The organism is Aquimarina algiphila, assembly GCF_007489275.1.
Classification (GTDB): domain Bacteria; phylum Bacteroidota; class Bacteroidia; order Flavobacteriales; family Flavobacteriaceae; genus Aquimarina; species Aquimarina algiphila.
On the sequence record NZ_VLNR01000072.1, the window covers coordinates 19303 to 36850 of the forward strand.

Annotated in this window: 8 protein-coding genes; 4 read left to right on the forward strand and 4 right to left on the reverse strand. The window is 33.5% G+C overall.

Annotated elements, in window-relative coordinates:
* Positions 1–5 precede the first annotated feature (5 nt).
* From FOF46_RS25140 to FOF46_RS25155, 4 genes are all read right to left on the reverse strand, one after another.
* Positions 6–4880: a hypothetical protein gene (locus tag FOF46_RS25140; RefSeq protein ID WP_208746816.1), complete on the reverse strand. Its 4875-nt coding sequence runs from the start codon at positions 4878–4880 to the stop codon at positions 6–8.
* A 436-nt stretch (positions 4881–5316) separates the two neighbouring features.
* Positions 5317–5796, reverse strand: coding sequence for a hypothetical protein (locus tag FOF46_RS25145; protein ID WP_143918368.1), 480 nt, complete (start codon positions 5794–5796; stop codon positions 5317–5319).
* 130 nt (positions 5797–5926) lie between these two features.
* A complete protein-coding gene (locus tag FOF46_RS25150; RefSeq protein ID WP_143918369.1) occupies positions 5927–6388 on the reverse strand; it encodes a hypothetical protein in 462 nt (153 codons plus the stop codon).
* Positions 6378–12275, reverse strand: a complete 5898-nt coding sequence (locus FOF46_RS25155) for an RHS repeat-associated core domain-containing protein (protein WP_167571946.1) — start codon at positions 12273–12275, stop codon at positions 6378–6380. Before FOF46_RS25155 ends, FOF46_RS25150 begins: the two co-directional genes overlap by 11 nt.
* A gap of 13 nt (positions 12276–12288) precedes the next feature.
* Between FOF46_RS25155 and FOF46_RS25160 the strand changes: the two genes are divergently transcribed.
* The 4 genes from FOF46_RS25160 to FOF46_RS25175 are packed head-to-tail and all read left to right on the forward strand — an operon-like array spanning position 12289 to position 17020.
* Positions 12289–12882, forward strand: a complete 594-nt coding sequence (locus FOF46_RS25160; RefSeq protein ID WP_143918371.1) for a hypothetical protein — start codon at positions 12289–12291, stop codon at positions 12880–12882.
* Between the two features lie 18 nt (positions 12883–12900).
* Positions 12901–15465, forward strand: coding sequence for a hypothetical protein (locus FOF46_RS25165; protein WP_143918372.1), 2565 nt, complete (start codon positions 12901–12903; stop codon positions 15463–15465).
* A gap of 5 nt (positions 15466–15470) precedes the next feature.
* Complete coding sequence (locus FOF46_RS25170; protein ID WP_143918373.1) at positions 15471–16232, forward strand: hypothetical protein; 762 nt, start codon at positions 15471–15473, stop codon at positions 16230–16232.
* Positions 16229–17020: a hypothetical protein gene (locus FOF46_RS25175; RefSeq protein WP_143918374.1), complete on the forward strand. Its 792-nt coding sequence runs from the start codon at positions 16229–16231 to the stop codon at positions 17018–17020. Before FOF46_RS25170 ends, FOF46_RS25175 begins: the two co-directional genes overlap by 4 nt.
* Positions 17021–17548 lie beyond the last annotated feature (528 nt).

Here is a 17548-nt window from a genome sequence, read left to right on the forward strand (position 1 = left end):
ATTATTTATTTTCTTAAAGAAAGTGGATTCTTAAACTTATAATTTGCAGAAGATCCTAATATTCCTCCGGGTAAACTATATTGTAGCTTTACACTATACTTACCAAAAAGCATTAGCTTATAATCTTCTCCCATAATACTTAATTCTGGAGCTTCGCTATTAATTACCCCATTGGCATAGTCATTAATTATTCTATCTCTTATACTTTTATAATCATTGTAATAGGCTTGCGGAAGATTATAACGAAATGGGAATCTGGTGGCTCTCCATGTTAAATTCACCTTATTCTCAAGACTAGTTACATAATTCGTCAAAATAGGTAATGCTCTTTTTGGTCTAAATCCCAAAACTGTAGGGTTGCGATCAATAGTATATTTACCTCCTATTGGATATTTTTGATACAGTATAGGATCTATATCTTCTCTGAAATAGGCATCTTTAAGATCTGATTCTATACTAATCAATGCCTTATTTTCTGTATAAGCAGTACCTTTTAACTCTACCAGATCAAATCCTTCATGAGTATTAATTTTGGACGATAAATAAATCACATCAGATGAAATTTTACCCCAATTATCTTCTTTTATATCAATACTTTTAATCTTATCTGCAAAAGTTTTGTAACTACTTGTTTTAAAATTATAAGTAAGTCTTTCTATTTCTCCATCTATTGAAGTGTTTTCTGCAGATTTTCTCTCAATTTCAACTATATTATCATCATCATATTCTTGCTTTTCTATTGTAGTTTGGTCTATACCCTTGTCTTTTGAGGATTTAGAAAAACTGGTGATGATCATTTTGTATACCTCATCTCTATTCGTTCCTGGGATATTGTAGTACAATTTATTATCGCCATTGTTATAATTAGGTTCAGTTTTTTTGATATCACCATTCTGACCGATATATTTCACCATACTTTTCCATTGTGTATTTTCAAAAAGATAATCCTGACCTTGCTTAAGTTTTATATATGCTTTATCATATTCGCCACTATAAAAGTGTTCTTGATTCACTACAGGGTATGAATACTGAATATTGTGCAGAGGAATATGATCTGGCGCAGTACCGGTGGTAAAATTTCTTTCTTCTGTTTCTAAAGCTTTTTTACCATCATCCATGATAGTTTTAAAAACTCCTCCTATTTTTTCTTGGAAACTAACCTGTACTTTTGCTTTTAATTTGGTTTTTGGAGGCAAAATATCCTCGGCTATAAATGTGACGCGGTCACTACCAGATCCCCAATCTAATTTACCTTTGATCTCTTCTTGCGCTTCATTGGTAAGTGTAAATTTTTCCAGGATTACTTTATATGTTTTATCTCCATCATCCTCTGGGATTATGATGGGTTGATTTACTTTTAAAGCAAATGTTGCTTGAGGTGCTGTAAATACATCAACCTCTTGCTCGTCTTTTACAGGAGAAACGTCTGTAATCATTTTAATTCCGCCTAATGGTGACTCATCTTCAAAATCACACTTCTCACCAATAGTTACTTTAAACCTGAAACGCCCACTTACCAATCCTCCTAAGACATCAAAATCTCCAGACATATATCCTCTCATCCAGAAAGGATTAGGCAATTTGGCTTGCATCAAAACTGCAGTACCTCCTTTGAATATCCTAATTTTCTTTTTCTTAAAAAACAGCTTAATTCTAATCCCGAGTTCTCCTTGCAAATATGCATATGCTTGTCCATTCGTGTACCAACCATTGATCCCTACTTTTCTTCCTGTATTTGAGCACCGTGCATCTCCATAATTTTTCATCATTAAATCAAAACCTATACCTGCTCGTAAGCGAGCATAAAACATCAAAAATCGAATATTACCAGTATCAAAATTAAGACCTGCACCAAAGGCAAAACCACGACCTTCACCCAATGCATTTTCATCTCTCATATAGTCTAGAGAATTAGCATCTACTCCCAAAATTTCTGCTACCACAGCTGGTGGTGGTGGACTTCCTGGTATTTTGGATCCCGTCATAAAATATCCATCCAAACCGGCGGATAAAGGACCAATACCCATTTTAATACCCATACGATCTTTGGGTGTACCCAAATACACGTACCAATCATTTTTATCAATATAGATTTCTGCCCATCCCGCTCTTCCTCCTTTTCCTCGTCCACGCAATACTCCCCCTGCTACATCCATATAAATATCTGCAGTTGCATGAAAAGCATTATTCGCAAAATCAAACTCAACGCCCATAAATCCACTTATATTTGCAGTACCTTCTATATTTGATTTATATTCATCTGTGGATCTATCAAAAAATGTTTTTGTTACTTTATGATCTTCTATCTGGTTGATAACCTCATAATCGACAAGATTGGCTAATTTTTGTTGTAGTTCAACCAAGGGGTTAGCAAAATCAAATTTTTTCATAATTTGGGCCTCGCCATAAAAGCCTAATCGATTTACGCCTCCTCTTTTATTAAATTCAATTTCAAAACCTGCACCAAAAGAAACTGCACCCGGAGCTCCCATATATCCAAAAGTCATTGCTTTAACACCTAGGCTTGTATTTTTATTAGGAATATAGGATAATCCAGATGGAGCAAAAACCTTTTTGGTACTAGACTCCCGAGTCATTTTATAAAATGCGCCACCGGCAAATCCAGTCATTGTGAATGCTCCAAAAGGTATAGTATACCCATGCACTGCGCCATCTACATACCAATACCTGAAATCCTTCTTCCCAAAAACAGCTGTAGATTGAATCGGTCCAAAACCAGCAAATTTGGCTTTTACATCTCCAGTAAACCCATTACCATAGATAGAGTCTTTATCTCTAATAGATAAAAATCCTTCGAAAGCTACAGGCCCCATATCTACGTCCAACTCTATTTTTGAATATTTTATACCATCGTATTTCCAATTTTGTTTTCCATCTGATTTCACATTTTTACCAGCAATTCCTAATCGAGTAGTAGAAGAAAAACCTTTATCCGATTCTCCCATTAAATTGATACTTAGATCAAAATCTAACTGAACCTCATCATCATTTGCTCTTAATGCAATATCACCTATCGAAACAGGAAAACCTGCCAATTCTGCGGTGTCTTTGTATCCAAAATATTCAACCGATATCAAAGGGGTTTCAGTTTGTAAAACCAATCCTGAGAATTCAATACCTTTAAATTGAACCACGTCATCAGTTCCTTCTATTTCTTTGCCTTCATCAATTAATGATTGTTTCTGACTTGCAGAAATCACCATTCTTCCATTTAAAACTGCTTTTGGCTTAAATTCTCCATCAACTACTGCTAATTCTATCCTCGAATCTTCAAGCAACTGTGCTTTAGCACTAAATACATCAAAATCTATAGTTTTTGCAGTAGCTACAGACATCATAAACTCTTCTTCAGAAATAAGACCTTTATATTTTAACCCAATTTTGGTGTTTTGTGTACTATCTTGTTGCTTTTGAATTGCCTCGGTTTCTTTATCTGAAATTGGAAGTACTAATTGACCTTCGAATCCTGCTCCAACCAATTGATTAGACACTAACTCTATAGTCATTTTATCTACAGAATAAGACCAAGCATTAGACTCTGATGTTATTCCTGAATTAAGAGGGATTAAATTATTAACTGAAAAGAATCCTGAAACTCCATGACTATCTAATATGAGGTGAGCTGCCTCAAAAGACACTCTTTTTTGTCCTTTTTTCTCTCTACTTTTAAATGCTCTTGGAAGACCAATCTCTAGAGATTCTATATACACTCCTCTCCAGGTATCAGGATTAGGCAACAACCATCCTTTATCATGATATATTTGTGGAAAAGTAACATTTTCGGTTCTTAATGTACTAAAATCAAAGACTGCTTTATTAGCAGAAAATGCAAATAATTCTTCCTGGCCTTCTACTACAAAAGGGGTAATACTAATTTCTACCACAAAATCATTCCAATCAGAAGCTACTGCTTTAAATTCTCCTCTGACCCTGTTAGGTATTTGTATAGTTTCTTTAAGTGCTCCTTCATATGGGATAGTTGGTCTTTTGTCTAAATTACCTTCTTTATCCAGCGGTAATACAACTTTTCTAGAAAATTGCACTTCACCTTCAATCTGCATTTCCTTTACCCCATCACAATCAATCGTAACATAGGTTCGGTTTTCAATGTCACTTGTTTCATAATCAAATCCTCCTTTAAGCATCAGTAACCAGTTACCTCCACTAAATGGAATGAACATATCCCCCAGTAGAACCAGATCTCCACCACCTATAATACCTCCTTGATGAGAAAGTTTTACATTATTTGCTCCAAAAAAAAGCTCTACTGGTAATCCATCTTTGTCTGTTTGCGGTAAAATGACCTTAACAAATACCAACAATTCTGTATAATCTTTTGTAAAACCGGCTTTCATAAAACCAATTTGGTATTCTACTTCGTTAATCTTATGTTTTATTCCTACCGGTAAGACTTGAATATCTTCATTTGAAAATGATGAAATCCACTTTCCTGTACTGTCAATTTCTTTAAACCCCTGAGCCGCTTCTGATCTTGCATCATTCACAATCTCTGGCATCATAGGAAATTCTTTGTGTATATTATCAAAGGTAAATTCGGGACCTGCAGCTATCGTATGTATATTTTTTTTTAGAGGGAATTTTTTATCTATCTCAGGAAAATGAAATGACTGAGAAATGGGTTCATTTTTCTTCAACATCCTACCATTACCCGTATTTTTAACAGTTAATGTGTCACCTCCTGATGAATAAATTGCTACCGGTAATAGCACGCATACGAGTTGAAGTAATCTTATTCTTATAAAGATCTTAAGATTTGCATGAATGACAAGCATTTGAAAAAAAGCTAAAACAGATTTGGTTTTTTTTCTGAATAGATGATATAAGCGATCAAAAGACACTAGATTTGGTTTTTAGAGTTTTGAATTGGAAAATTAGGTAAGAATAGCCTGAAAAGAGTTTCAATTTATAATTTGGCACCACTAAATATAAATTGAAGGAGAAGATGAACAGTAGAAATTATAACCTTAACAATTGAAGTTAGGTGATAAGTTATCTAATTTTATAAATTAATCTTGATCTGAAATTATCTTTTCTAAAGTGCATTAAAAATGTAGAGTTCTGTTTATTTGAACTAATGATAGTATTAATAAAAAGTAAACTATGGATCTTGATTCTTACTCGAATTCTTAAAACAAAACCTATATATATTTACATAAAAAAACCCTCAAAATCTTACGATTAAGAGGGTTAAGTACACAAAGCGGGATTAATTACGAACCAAATTTACACGGCTTTTAAGAAATTATACGACTTAAAACCTTTATTAGAAGACATTTACTTTTCTAACCATTCTTTAGGTACTCTATAAAGAGTTTGCTCGCAAGTAGTAATTCCCTTAAGAGTAACCTTAAATTTCATAGAATCGGGATATACAGCAGTTACTTGGTAATTTATGATTTCACCTGGATAGAATAATTTGGCATTTTGTGAGGCATTAGGTATTTTTTCATCATAATAAACTTGCTTAACAACAAAGTCATGGTTACACCCTCCTTTCCATAAAATATCATAATGTACAGTTAATCCTAAATCGGGAATCTGTTCTCCTACTTGATCGGCTTGCCTTAATATGGTATTTTTAGGTGAATCTGGGTAGTACCAAAAACCTTCTAATTGATGAGGAGAGCAAGGAGTTGAGTACCTTGGTGGACAATCATCATACGGAATGGTATTGCCCATTAATAAAATTGGTAATAGTAGTAGTATAATTCTGCTTAAAAATTTCATCTCAATTGGGGCATCTAATTTATTCAAATGAATGTTAAATTAGTAAGTTCTATTAAAGTTTTACCATATGGGTAATAGTCTGCAATATAATTTAAGTTTAATTTCAAAACAACGTTATTTTTGCAACCACTTCTGATCCAATTTGGATTACCCACCTTCATTCCTCAACACCCATCATTTCTTTTTCGTTGAATAATTTACTTAAATGACCAAGATGCTCTGGTGCAAATATAGTTCTGTATTTATCCAACCATATAAAGGAAAAAGAGTACCTATCCTTCACTCTTTTATCATCGTATATAATTAGATTTTTTTTATTTTTTTCGTAACTGACATTTGTATGCGTATCTCTATACATAAAAAAAGATTTTTTAAATATACTTAATGGTAAAGCATCATATTCTTCCAAACCTTCTGGCATAGGAAGTTTTATTAAATGATTAGAGTTCTTTTTTAGTTTAATTTTGTAATGCAGAGAATCATTATATTGAACTATTAATTTATAGTTTTTAATTTTTGAACCATTGATAAGTAAAATTTTCAAGGAATCATTTTGTGATTTAACTCCATGGGATAGGATGGTTAAAATTAATATTATGTATGATTTTTTATTTTTCATTTGATGGTTTATTTTTCATTCGATTAAAAACAGCTTCATTATTAAAAGGTAAATTCCTCTTTCCTTGGAAAAAAGTCCATAAATTTTTAAAATTTGCCTCTTTTTCTCTAGGTTTTCCCATTATACCTCCTTGTATGTGTGCAGCACCACCTTGATGTCCAAATTCATGGGCAATAATATCTGGATCAATTCCACCCAAAACCATCATATTCGATCCCATTCGGACAGTTACTGCTGCTGCATTTTTATTAAGTTTATCTACAGTTTCAATAGTTGCCTTCACTATTAATTGATCAGAGTTTTCTCCTGAAGCATTTACTTCATCTAAAGATTCTACCCATTCAATTTTTCCTTCAATTTTTAAGCTAGTTGTAACTGTTCTTTTTCCATTTCTACTAGGTACATTTTTTCTGTTGTAGTAGGATAAACTTTTTTCAACATTTTTTTTAAGATGGTCACGATACCTTTTTTGCTCAAAGAATTTAGAATTATAATTGAATAGCTTAACATTACTTAGAGTTACCGAAATATCTTTATGAACAGTTCTCCTGAAAAGACCTCTAAAACCTTTCTTCTGTATTAATTTTTTATTTTTCCTATACCATCTTTTAGTAACAACATCAACTCGTTTCCCATCAGGATCAACAAATATTAATGGATTTCCAGCTACATAGTTGTAATCTGATAAACTAGGATATTCAATTGCAGCAGGATCCAAACTCAAGAACCTAGCAATGTCAGCATCATAATATCTAGCTCCTCTGTAATCAAGTCCAGTTTCTGTATCTCTTTCGTGGTGGGTGGTTACATATTTCTCCGCTCCTGGTTCATACTCTCTGAGCGGTTTTCCATAAGGATAAAAATCTGCTGCATACTCTAAATCAGTACTTTCAAAGATAGGGTCTCCATTAGGATCGCACCTTTCGTTTAAAGGCGTGTAAACTAGCCTTGTATTTCCGAGGTGGTCAAAATTGAAATAACTGATTGTAGAGATAAACTCATTGCTATGATTGGCGGTATAAGTTATAACTGGATCACCATCGGGAATAATCGTAAGATTAGGATCAGGAGTTAATACATTACCAGTGGTAATGGCAATGGCATCAACACTTGTTCGTGTTATTACTCCGTCTGGAAGAGTTATTGTGCCATCCGCATAGCTCAACCTTCCACCTGTTAAAACCCCTGTACTAATAAGCCTGTTGTCCATTCGTATTAGTTGTTTATCTCCTGTAATGGTAATTTCGTTGTTTATTCTGTAGTCACTAAAATTACGCAAATTAATTTCACTTACCCATCTTTCTGTTTCATCGTTTAGGGTAAGGTGGCTCATAGCAACTTGGTTGTTGGTATTCTCTACTTCTTGTAAGGTAACCGTTAATTCTTGAACGAACTGATCCTTTTCTGTACTTCCTGCTGTAATGCCTGTATTTCGTTGCCCAATATCTGCTGTAAAAAATTGAGGTTGCTGATCGGCTTCAGGTTTAATTTTAGCGAAACGTTCTCTACCAAAAACATACCAAGTCCATTCATGGGTGTTTAGATTTAAAATGCCTACTGTATTGCCTGCTGCATCTCTTAAGTAGTATTCTGCATTTTGTGCCAATCCGATTTGAGCTGCTCCTGTAGCTGCTAAATCATACAATCCTTTAAAAATACGGGCATCTGAAGCATCGTATAAGTATTGAGCTGATTTTTCTGTTTCATCTTGTTCTAGTAATAAGTCATAAGGTAGATTGGCTCTGCCATACCTTGTTTGGTTTACTTTTCTAAAATCATCGGTTAATAAATTACCTGAAGCATCATAAGTGTAATGTCTATCTGCCGTACTTGCGCTTATTGCATCTACTTTATTGAGCTTGTTGCTTCCTGCTAGGTATTTATAGTTCCACTCATTGGTATTGTTATGGCTAATGTATCTTTTTAAATTGGTGATGTTCCCTATTTTATCGAATTGATAATTGACATCTCCATATTTGGCATCGTTAACACTTGCTATTAAAGGGCTTTGTTCTTCATCCCAAAAGGCATTGGCTACTGTTAAGCGGTTAATACCATCGTAATTGTAAGCATAGGTGCTTGGTTGGTTAAACCCTGTACCTGTTGTTCCATATCCTCCTAAACTGGTTAAACTATATGTGGCTTGCACGGCATTGATGTTACCGTTGTAGTTTCCTGTTGTATTGAGTAAACCTTTTGTTGTTGTGGGCATATTTGTATCATAAAACATCGAGTAATTGAAGTAACTGCTATTGATGTTGGTTAATCGGTCTCTTACATCGTAGGTGTAAACAATGTTATCTATGATGCTATTCGCTCCTGCTGTACAGTCTTTGTGGTAATCTGTTTTAATTACCAACCCTGTAGCATCGTTGTAATCGTAACTTGCCAACAATTGACCAGTGCTTGGATCGTTATCTAAACTTACTCGTACTTCTTTTAGGCGATTTCTTATGTCATAGGTATATCCATATTGCATGTCGATCTGTAAATCGTTGTTTACATCTATGTTTTCTACCAATAGGTTATTGTTTAAATCGTATTTAGGATAATCGATTCGGGTAACGATACCTTTTGTGGTGTCATTAATACCATTGGCATTGAATTGATGCATTTGCCATGCTAAGTTCCCTTCGCTGTTGTAACCCATAAAGCTAAATTGAATAGGTAAAGCTGTATTTCCACACGCTGCATTGCTATACGTAATGGTATGACTCAGATTTCCTCTCATGTTAGCTCTTGCTGTTGCTAAAATAGTACCCGTGGTAGTGTGAATGTTGTTATTGGTTATTGAGTTATTTTGGTAATTAAGATTTCTTCCGTAATACAGTTTCTTTTCTGGTTGGATGGACAACGAACTGTTGATGGCTAGATCGGAATAATTGTTATGCGATGTTAGTTCTGCTGTTCCTGAGTACCCGATACTGAATAAGTGCGTGCTTCCTTTCCAAGAATACGTACTGTTGTTGGTAAATAAATATACAAAAGCATTAATAGGTGAAAAGTTAGCATCTAAATCCAAGTAATAAAGTGTGCCGTTATGGAATAAATCAACTCCTGTGGATTGTGTCACTCCGGGAATATTTGTTGTTCTTACCTTTCTAGTCGTATTGGTGTATAACAACGGTAATTGCTGACTAATGCTACTACTGATGGATTCGTAATTCACTCTATCTTGACTGGTTAACCTTCCAAATAGATCGTATTTATAAGAACGGTAATAAGGTTGATCTATAAATTCATTAACTAGCGTTGGTGCACCATTTACTTGTCTGGTTACTTCAACTGGCTCACAACTTCTTTGTTTTCTAGCTCTTTCATCTTGCTCTAATACCACTTGACCTGATTCATTGTACATGTACTTGGTGATCCCTCCATCTACGGTTTGTTTTTGATACATCCATCCCAACATGTTGTAGTCGTAATTGCTTTCTTGTTTTTTAGGGTTGATGACTTTGGTTAAATTCCCATAACTGTCGTAAACAAATAAAGTAATGGCTGTTTGTGTAGCGGTTATAAACTGTTTGGTTGCCACTTTTTGTCCAAGTGCATTGAAGTATTCTTCACTTTTTTTACCGTCTTCGTCTTCTACTTCGACTATTTTAAATCGTACATTATTGGTATTTGTTCCCATAATCAGATTAGACTCTTGGGCATTCAAATCGAGGTCACATCCTCCACATACATAATTCGCCATACGGTAACGGTATTTTACGTTACGGGTGGAGTTGTTGATGTTTTCACCAAATTTGGCCTCATGGGTAATTCTTCCTTTTTGATCGTTTTCGTAAGCTGCTAATACCGGCAAATCTAGTGCGCTAACGGTATTGTGAAGCCTTGGTATAAAGATGCCATTTTGAGCAAATGGTTTATACGTTTCCTCTGCTCTGTTCCAATTGTTGTAAACGATTTCTCCTGTATGAGTAACTACTGCTAAACTCGCATCGCTTGCTCCAACATTAACAACTTCTCTACTCATGGTATGGTAATCTCGTCCAAGTGGATCAATGTATTTTCTACTTTGAAGTGCTTTTGGAAAAAAGCCTCTGTCTTTATGCTGAAAGGTTTCTACATAATTCTGTAGGGTTCGACCATTAAAAGAGAGGTTGGTATCATTTTTCCAAGTACTGTATTTATTGATGCTTAACAGTTCTCCATTTCGGTAACTTTTTTTTAATCTTCCTAGTTCATCATAAGCATAAGAAAGGTTAATCCCATTAGGATCGATGATTCTTTTTACAGAATAGTCTGGATAATATTCATAGTTAGTTCTTAATGAATCTGGTCGGTTAACACCTACGGTTACCGCTGTTGGCACTCCAATATTGTAGCTTTCTATGGCGCTAAACGAACCATTGTAACAAGCAATGTTCTGGTAGGCAAATAGCTTAAAATGGTTGTAGTGATAACGTGTTTGCAATCCCCTTTCATTTTCTTCTAATTGCACTTGGGTAAAGCGGTTTCTTTCTAATATGGTTTTGGTCGTAAGTACATCATATGGATACCCCACTTCATATTGATGCACTCCAATTTGATTGACTCCACCAATATAGAACTCCATGATCCCAAAGGCACTTGCAAAAGGAATGTCATCTTTGTTTTGATAATAATCTTCTGCTATTAGGGTATCTATTTGAGTAGTTACGTTTCTTAAATGTAAGGTCTGCCCTAAAGCACCAATGGTTGAAATCTTGTTCCCAACATTTCCTGGTAATCCGTTCAATGGGTTTTCATAAATGAGTATCAAACCTGTGCCTGTGGTATCTTTATCTAATGGACATATCCAATGTTTTTGATTGACTGGGTCTATGTAAACTCCCCAATCTGATGGTACGGTATTGTAGTCAAAAAAATCAATCTTGTAAATACCAATACACTCGATGTTGGGTTGCTCTATTACCGTGGTGTCGATAACACACAAGGCAGAATCGTTAAATGTTCTTACTTCTATAGGGTTACTTGGTAAGGTGTTCCAATCTCTCCCGTAATTGAAATAGGTTGAGCGTGCTATTGGATGTTGATCTGAAACATTTTTGCTCGTGGTTCTCTCTTGGTAAGCCACGTTTAATAAATTCAATTCGTGCGATCTTTCTAATCCTGCGGGTAAAAATTCTCTAAGGTTTAAGTGTTGGTTTCCATCGACTCCATGATCTAAAAAGATCACATCTCCTTCTAATCCTTGGTATGCGTCTATTAGTATTTGATTGTTTAATTCCGTGTACTTGGTATCATCAGCATATTGCTGTCTTCTGAGGTATTTGTTTTTTAAATCATAGTAGTAAAAGTATTCTTGCTCGGTAAATGCGCTTACCAATTGGGGTGAATAACTTTTGGTTTTGTACAATTGCCAAGAAGGTTCGTATTTTAAATTGATGGAATCATCAGTTAAATTCATTAATTTTTTAAATCCTTCGCTGGTGGTTTTTCCTCTTTCATTGGCATCCCAATATTCGTATTCGGTCATGTTTTGGATGCTTAGGGTATTGCTTGTGGATGGACTTCCACAATAGGCTTTCCAATTCGGGTCTTTTCCTTGGTTATGGGTATTAATTACGATAACAAAATTGTTGTTGTACTTGTTGGCTATTAAGCTCATAATGGATGGACTGTGCGCATAGCTGGATGCGGTTAAGGTATTCTGAACAATGTTTTCTGCAAAACGAGGTGTACTGCTATTGATCATCGCTATTAACACATTATCCGTTGGGTAGCTTGCTCCATTTTTAAATACGTTTTCGTAAAAGCTTTGTGGATAGTTTTTTGTTAATAATAATTGATGTACGGGTTCGGTAACCGATTGCTTGTTCAACAAAATGGACTGGATTAGATTGGTTGAAAAACTTGGACGATCTTTATTGATGATTGCGTTAAGGGTTGCTGGTTGCAAAAAGTTATACTGATTGAGGGTATTAATCAGAATAGATTCTCTTATAGGCGTAGCTTCTGCTATCATGGCATTGATGGTAGGTACTATTCTACAAGGCAATGCAATCTATGGGGCAGAAAATACCATGACGTTAGAAGGGGTTAGTTTTCCTATAAAAAGATTATATAAAGACTCCGATAATGATAACGTTACTTATACTGTTAAAGATATTAAATTTGATTTAATACCTATTGGAGATATAACATATGTAGTTGGAAAAATCAATGCAGATATTGTAGATTTTAAAGAGTCTTCACCTCCTTTATTTTTGATTTTAAAACCTATCCCAGAGCCAGAACCAGAACCAACAGTAGCAGAGATTAAAAGTATTTCTCCAAATCCTACCTCAAGTAGTTTTACGGTGCATTATTTTAAACCAGAACAAGCTGACTCTTATTTGGTTTTAAGACAAAATGGTCCTGAATTGGCAAGAACTCCAACCAATACCAAAAAAGGGAATTTTCAGGTTACATTCGATGAGTTATTATTTTACCCTTCAGGAATATACTATGTACAATTATTTGTGAATGGAGTTGGAGTAGATTCTAAACAAGTTGTAAAACAATAATAAACCTAAAAATTAAACATGAAATCTATATATAAAATATTGATCTTAGGTATGGTATGCCTATTATCTACAAAGACTTTTGCTCAGTTTGAAGTAACATCAGACCCTTCAAATAAACAAGTACAGGGTAAATCAGGTTCAATTGCAGCCTGTAGTTGTGCAGAAGGTATCGAGGGAGACTGGACACGTTTTCAAAGTATTTTAGCACAACAAGCGGCACGGGAAAGAGACAAATGGTTAGCTGATCAACAAGTGATCCAAAAAAATGAAATAGAAAGACGTTTAAGAAAATCATTTCCTTCTTTTCCAGAAGCTCAAAAAGAATATTTTAAAGAAACTTCTTATAGAGAAATCTCAAAAAATATTTTAGATGGTGTACAAAGAGAATTTGCAAATGCATCTATTGATAATAAAGGTAAAGTAGAACAGAAAAGAATAGAAATAAATACTTTACAATACAGAAGTCAAGTATCAGATGCTTTGGCTGCCTATACCTTTGGGGATTTAAAAAGCGGTGGAAAACCTATAAAGGATTATTTTTCCGTTACTGGACGTATCAATGAAATTGCAAGTGAATTAAACAATAGTTTAAAACCTGCGGCTAATGATGCCTCAAAAATTAAAAATGGATTACTTAAGGTAGAACAAAGAGATTTGCTTCTTGATAGAATGGTTGAATTAGCAATAGCTAGATTTAATTCTTACAACGTAGAGGATAAGGTAAAAGTTATGACAAAATACCTGATTAGTGCCAATGCTAATATCGGTGACTATGGTTTGTTATATACTTCTCCTCCATTTATTTACAATCCAGAAGAACATAATCCCCGACAAATTGCAATTGATCAAGCAAGAACTTTAGGCACATCAGATGCTTTACCCGATCCTACAGAGACAGGTGATCAAGCTGTACGCCTTCATGCTATTGCTTCTATTAGTAACACAGCTTATAATTATACTATAGGAAAAACCGATTTACAACAAGAACTCGGTAGGTATTTTAATCATAATAGATATAATGCTCAATCTGTGACTATGATGCAAAGGGTTATGAATCCTTATTTGAGTAATAATAATCTAAGTGCATTTAGCTCAGAACTTACATCTAATATGGTTTCCCCAACTCTACAATCAAGTTCAAATAGAGAATTAGCATTGTCATGGAGAGCAGACGGATTACTAGAAGGTGTAAACCATCCTTTTGATGGTGTTGGAAATGTAATGGCCGAATTATACACAAATGAAGAAAGAACATTTCCCAGAGAAGGTAATTCTATACGACAAATGTTTAATGCTAATGGTCTAAATGTTCCCAGTACTATATCAGACTATGATTTAGGAAGGGTTTTCGATTTTAACAAAACTCCGTATGGAGGAAAACCTGGTCCAAACTTCTATTATAATGTTGAAATTATATTTAAGCCTACTATTGGAGGCCTGCTTTGGAATCAAAATGTAAATACCTCTAATATATTTGATCATCCTGTACATATAGAAGGAGCATTGGCATTGGCCAGAGGTGAAACTTTCGACTTTGAGTTCAGAAAAATAGTATATGATCTGACTAACTCACTTCAACTAGATAATGTTCAAAAGGACTGGTTACTTAATAATCGAGAGAGAGCTTTTAAAATTAATGATTACTTAAGTGCAAATGGAGGATCAACTATCGCACTTCAAACAATGACTACTTTGATTAGATTAGAAGCGGAAAACTCTAATTTAATACATTCTGATCCAAACAAAAAAATTCTTAGAACTGTAACTTTATATAATGATGGTGTTTTTGATACTGAGCTTTCTTTTTGCGGGTGTTCTCAAACTAACTTTGATGTTCGTCAAGAGTATTTTAATGGCACAATTACCGAAGATCAGTTGTTTAACACTTATGGAGCACAAATAGAATTTCAAATACAAAATCCTGATGGTAGCTTTAGAACAGTTTCACAATTAGATTTTTATTTAGAAACTGCCGAACTTCGGGAAGGAGTTGTAAGAGAAATTTTAGCATGGATACCTTGGATAGGAGATGCTTCAGAAGTAACTTATGAGCTAGTTGATGGAAACTTTGGTTTGGCAGCTTTTAATGCGTTCCTTGCTCTTGTTCCTTTTGACAAAATTATATCTACAGTTGGAGGAGGTATAAAATATGCTTTTAGACAAGCAGATAGGGTTGTTAGTTTTACTGCAAAAGAAATATGGGGTTTCAAACCGTTTTTCAGAGGAAACCTAATAGAATCAGCTCTTGCAAAAACGCGATACAAAGATTACTTAAACACAATAGATATACCAACTGCCAATGGAAAACCAAACCGTTTTTGGCCATATTTTGATTTTATAAAAGGAAATAAAGTCATTAGTGTAAAAACTACTAATGCATTAAGTGGTTTTGGTAGTATCAGAAAAAATATTGAAGACCTTAGACTTTATGTAAAAGGGAATGCTGCTAATGGAGGAACTATAATAAATGATGTTGATTTAGATGTTTATGTTCCTGAAGGGTATGACCAAAGTTTATTGGATGAAATGAAAATACTTGCTGAATCATATGGAATTAATTTTAATATATTTGAGTTTAAATAAAATATATGAATAAAGAAATTATAGAATTAAGATTTTCTTTACCCGTGGACACGTTCACGGGTAAAGAAATTTATGATATTTTTTTAACTAATCTTTGGTTTGTTCCCGCAAAATTTTATGGAAAAGGAATAACATATGGAAGTAAAGTATTTAGGAAAAAATATTTTGAAAAATTCAAAAATCAGGAAAAAGATTTCACATTACAGATATGGGATAATAATGAAAATGATCTTATCATAACAGAACCTGCACATCGAAATACTCATCAGGCTATTTCTTTGAGAATTCATATTTCAATGTACGAAGAAGTATATTCTATTCTTAAGAAATATGTTTTAGATAAAGTAATTGTTGGATATGCACACCAATATTATGATGCTTATTTACAAAGAGCCTATAATGCGACAGCATACCGTGTAAAAAAAATGGAACCGCCAAAAGATAAAATCTATTATGATGAAGAGGACAGTAGAGGAATTGAATATGTTGATATAAGTAATAACCCTGGACGAGATAAACTAGTATCGAATATGTGGTTGACCTCTACATGGCGTATGTGGTTCGGTAAGAAGTTTTATAAAGAAGTTGATAAAACACACCTTAAGAATTTCAAACAAGCTGATCAAATTGAAGAGTTAGATAATAACATTCTTTTTATACAATTATATGATGATCCTTTTAAACCTGAACTTGCTGAAAACAGAAATAAACAACAAGCTTTTAGAGATCATATTAAAATGGAAGAATTAATAGAAAGACTCAAATGAAAAAAAGCAGAAAAACACTCTTGCTACTTAGTTTAATTACTGCTTTAGGTTGTTTTGGACAAAGCAAAGCTGTTTTTACACCAAAAACAGGAAAACTAATTTTTAAAAGAGAGATTAATATTACTGATCAAAAACTGGTTGACTCTACTTTTTTAAATGGATCTAATAAGGTTTTGGATGCCGAAACAAAATGGTTTAACAAAATAATGGGGATATATAAAACAGATAGTACTCATTCCTTTTCTTCGCAAGATTCGATAACTAGAAAAGCTATGGATAATTTCTTTAATCCAAACATTATGAATTCTGAGGTTTTTTTGCAAGGATTTGAATTTAAAGACTCTATTATTGAAGTTGTAGTTGAAAAAGATAATATAAAACCAATTTATAGAAGTACAATTAAAAGAAAAAAAGGGCTTAAATTATTAGAAAAAATAGATGAAAATGATCATAGGGCAAAGTTTAGTACATATCAAGACAAATATAAATATTCCCCTGAAAATAATCTAGTAATAGAAGAATACAGGGATCAAACCAAAATAATTAACGGATATAATTGTTTTAAAATTATCGTCCAACAAACTCAAAGTTTTGGAAGATCAAAAAATGTTATAGTACATTATAAATATACAATGTATGGAACTAAAGAGTTGCAAGATAAGTACCATCCAATCATTAACTTTAAAAGCTTACTTACAAAATACTATCCTTTAGAAATCATTATTACAAATGATCTGGTGAAAGGATATGAAAAAGTATTTAGTTTAAAAGAAGTTGATTTGAAATAATGTAATACTTCAAAAAGATATTATGAGTAGTCTTATTTTAAGACGACTCATGAAAATCTAAAGAAGTTTTAATTAGAGATACAAACGTTCCTTCTATAAGTGTAGTTCAACTTATAATTCCAGAAGCAGAAAGCTCTTTGTTATTAGATAATTCCGTATATGACATAAATACGCCTTGTAAAATCTGTAATACAAAAAAATATACTCAACAAATTTTAGGATTTATGCCTTCATTTAAAACGGATTTTGATTTCTTAATATGCAAAACGCAAGAATTTTTTGGAGAAACAGAAACCCATCAGGCTATGAAACGAATAATTATATCTAAAGAATTTTGTAATATACTGGTTAAACATAAAGTAATTAATTATAATACCAATGAAATTTATCCAATGACTAATTGGCTATTTCGGAGTGACTGTGCCACCTATTTCGGTCAAATGGTGCCACTAAGAGAGATCTTGCAATAATAGTTAAATTTTGTTATTAGTCCTTTTTAATTTTTCCTTTTCTTAATGATTCCCCCAC

What these genes read in the sequence shown, in the direction of transcription:
- FOF46_RS25150 (WP_143918369.1), bottom strand. Translation starts at nt 6,388, where the DNA reads ATGAAAAATAAAAAATCATACATAATATTAATTTTAACCATCCTATCC.
- FOF46_RS25165 (WP_143918372.1), top strand. Translation starts at nt 12,901, where the DNA reads ATGAAATCTATATATAAAATATTGATCTTAGGTATGGTATGCCTATTA.
- FOF46_RS25170 (WP_143918373.1), top strand. Translation starts at nt 15,471, where the DNA reads ATGAATAAAGAAATTATAGAATTAAGATTTTCTTTACCCGTGGACACG.
- FOF46_RS25175 (WP_143918374.1), top strand. Translation starts at nt 16,229, where the DNA reads ATGAAAAAAAGCAGAAAAACACTCTTGCTACTTAGTTTAATTACTGCT.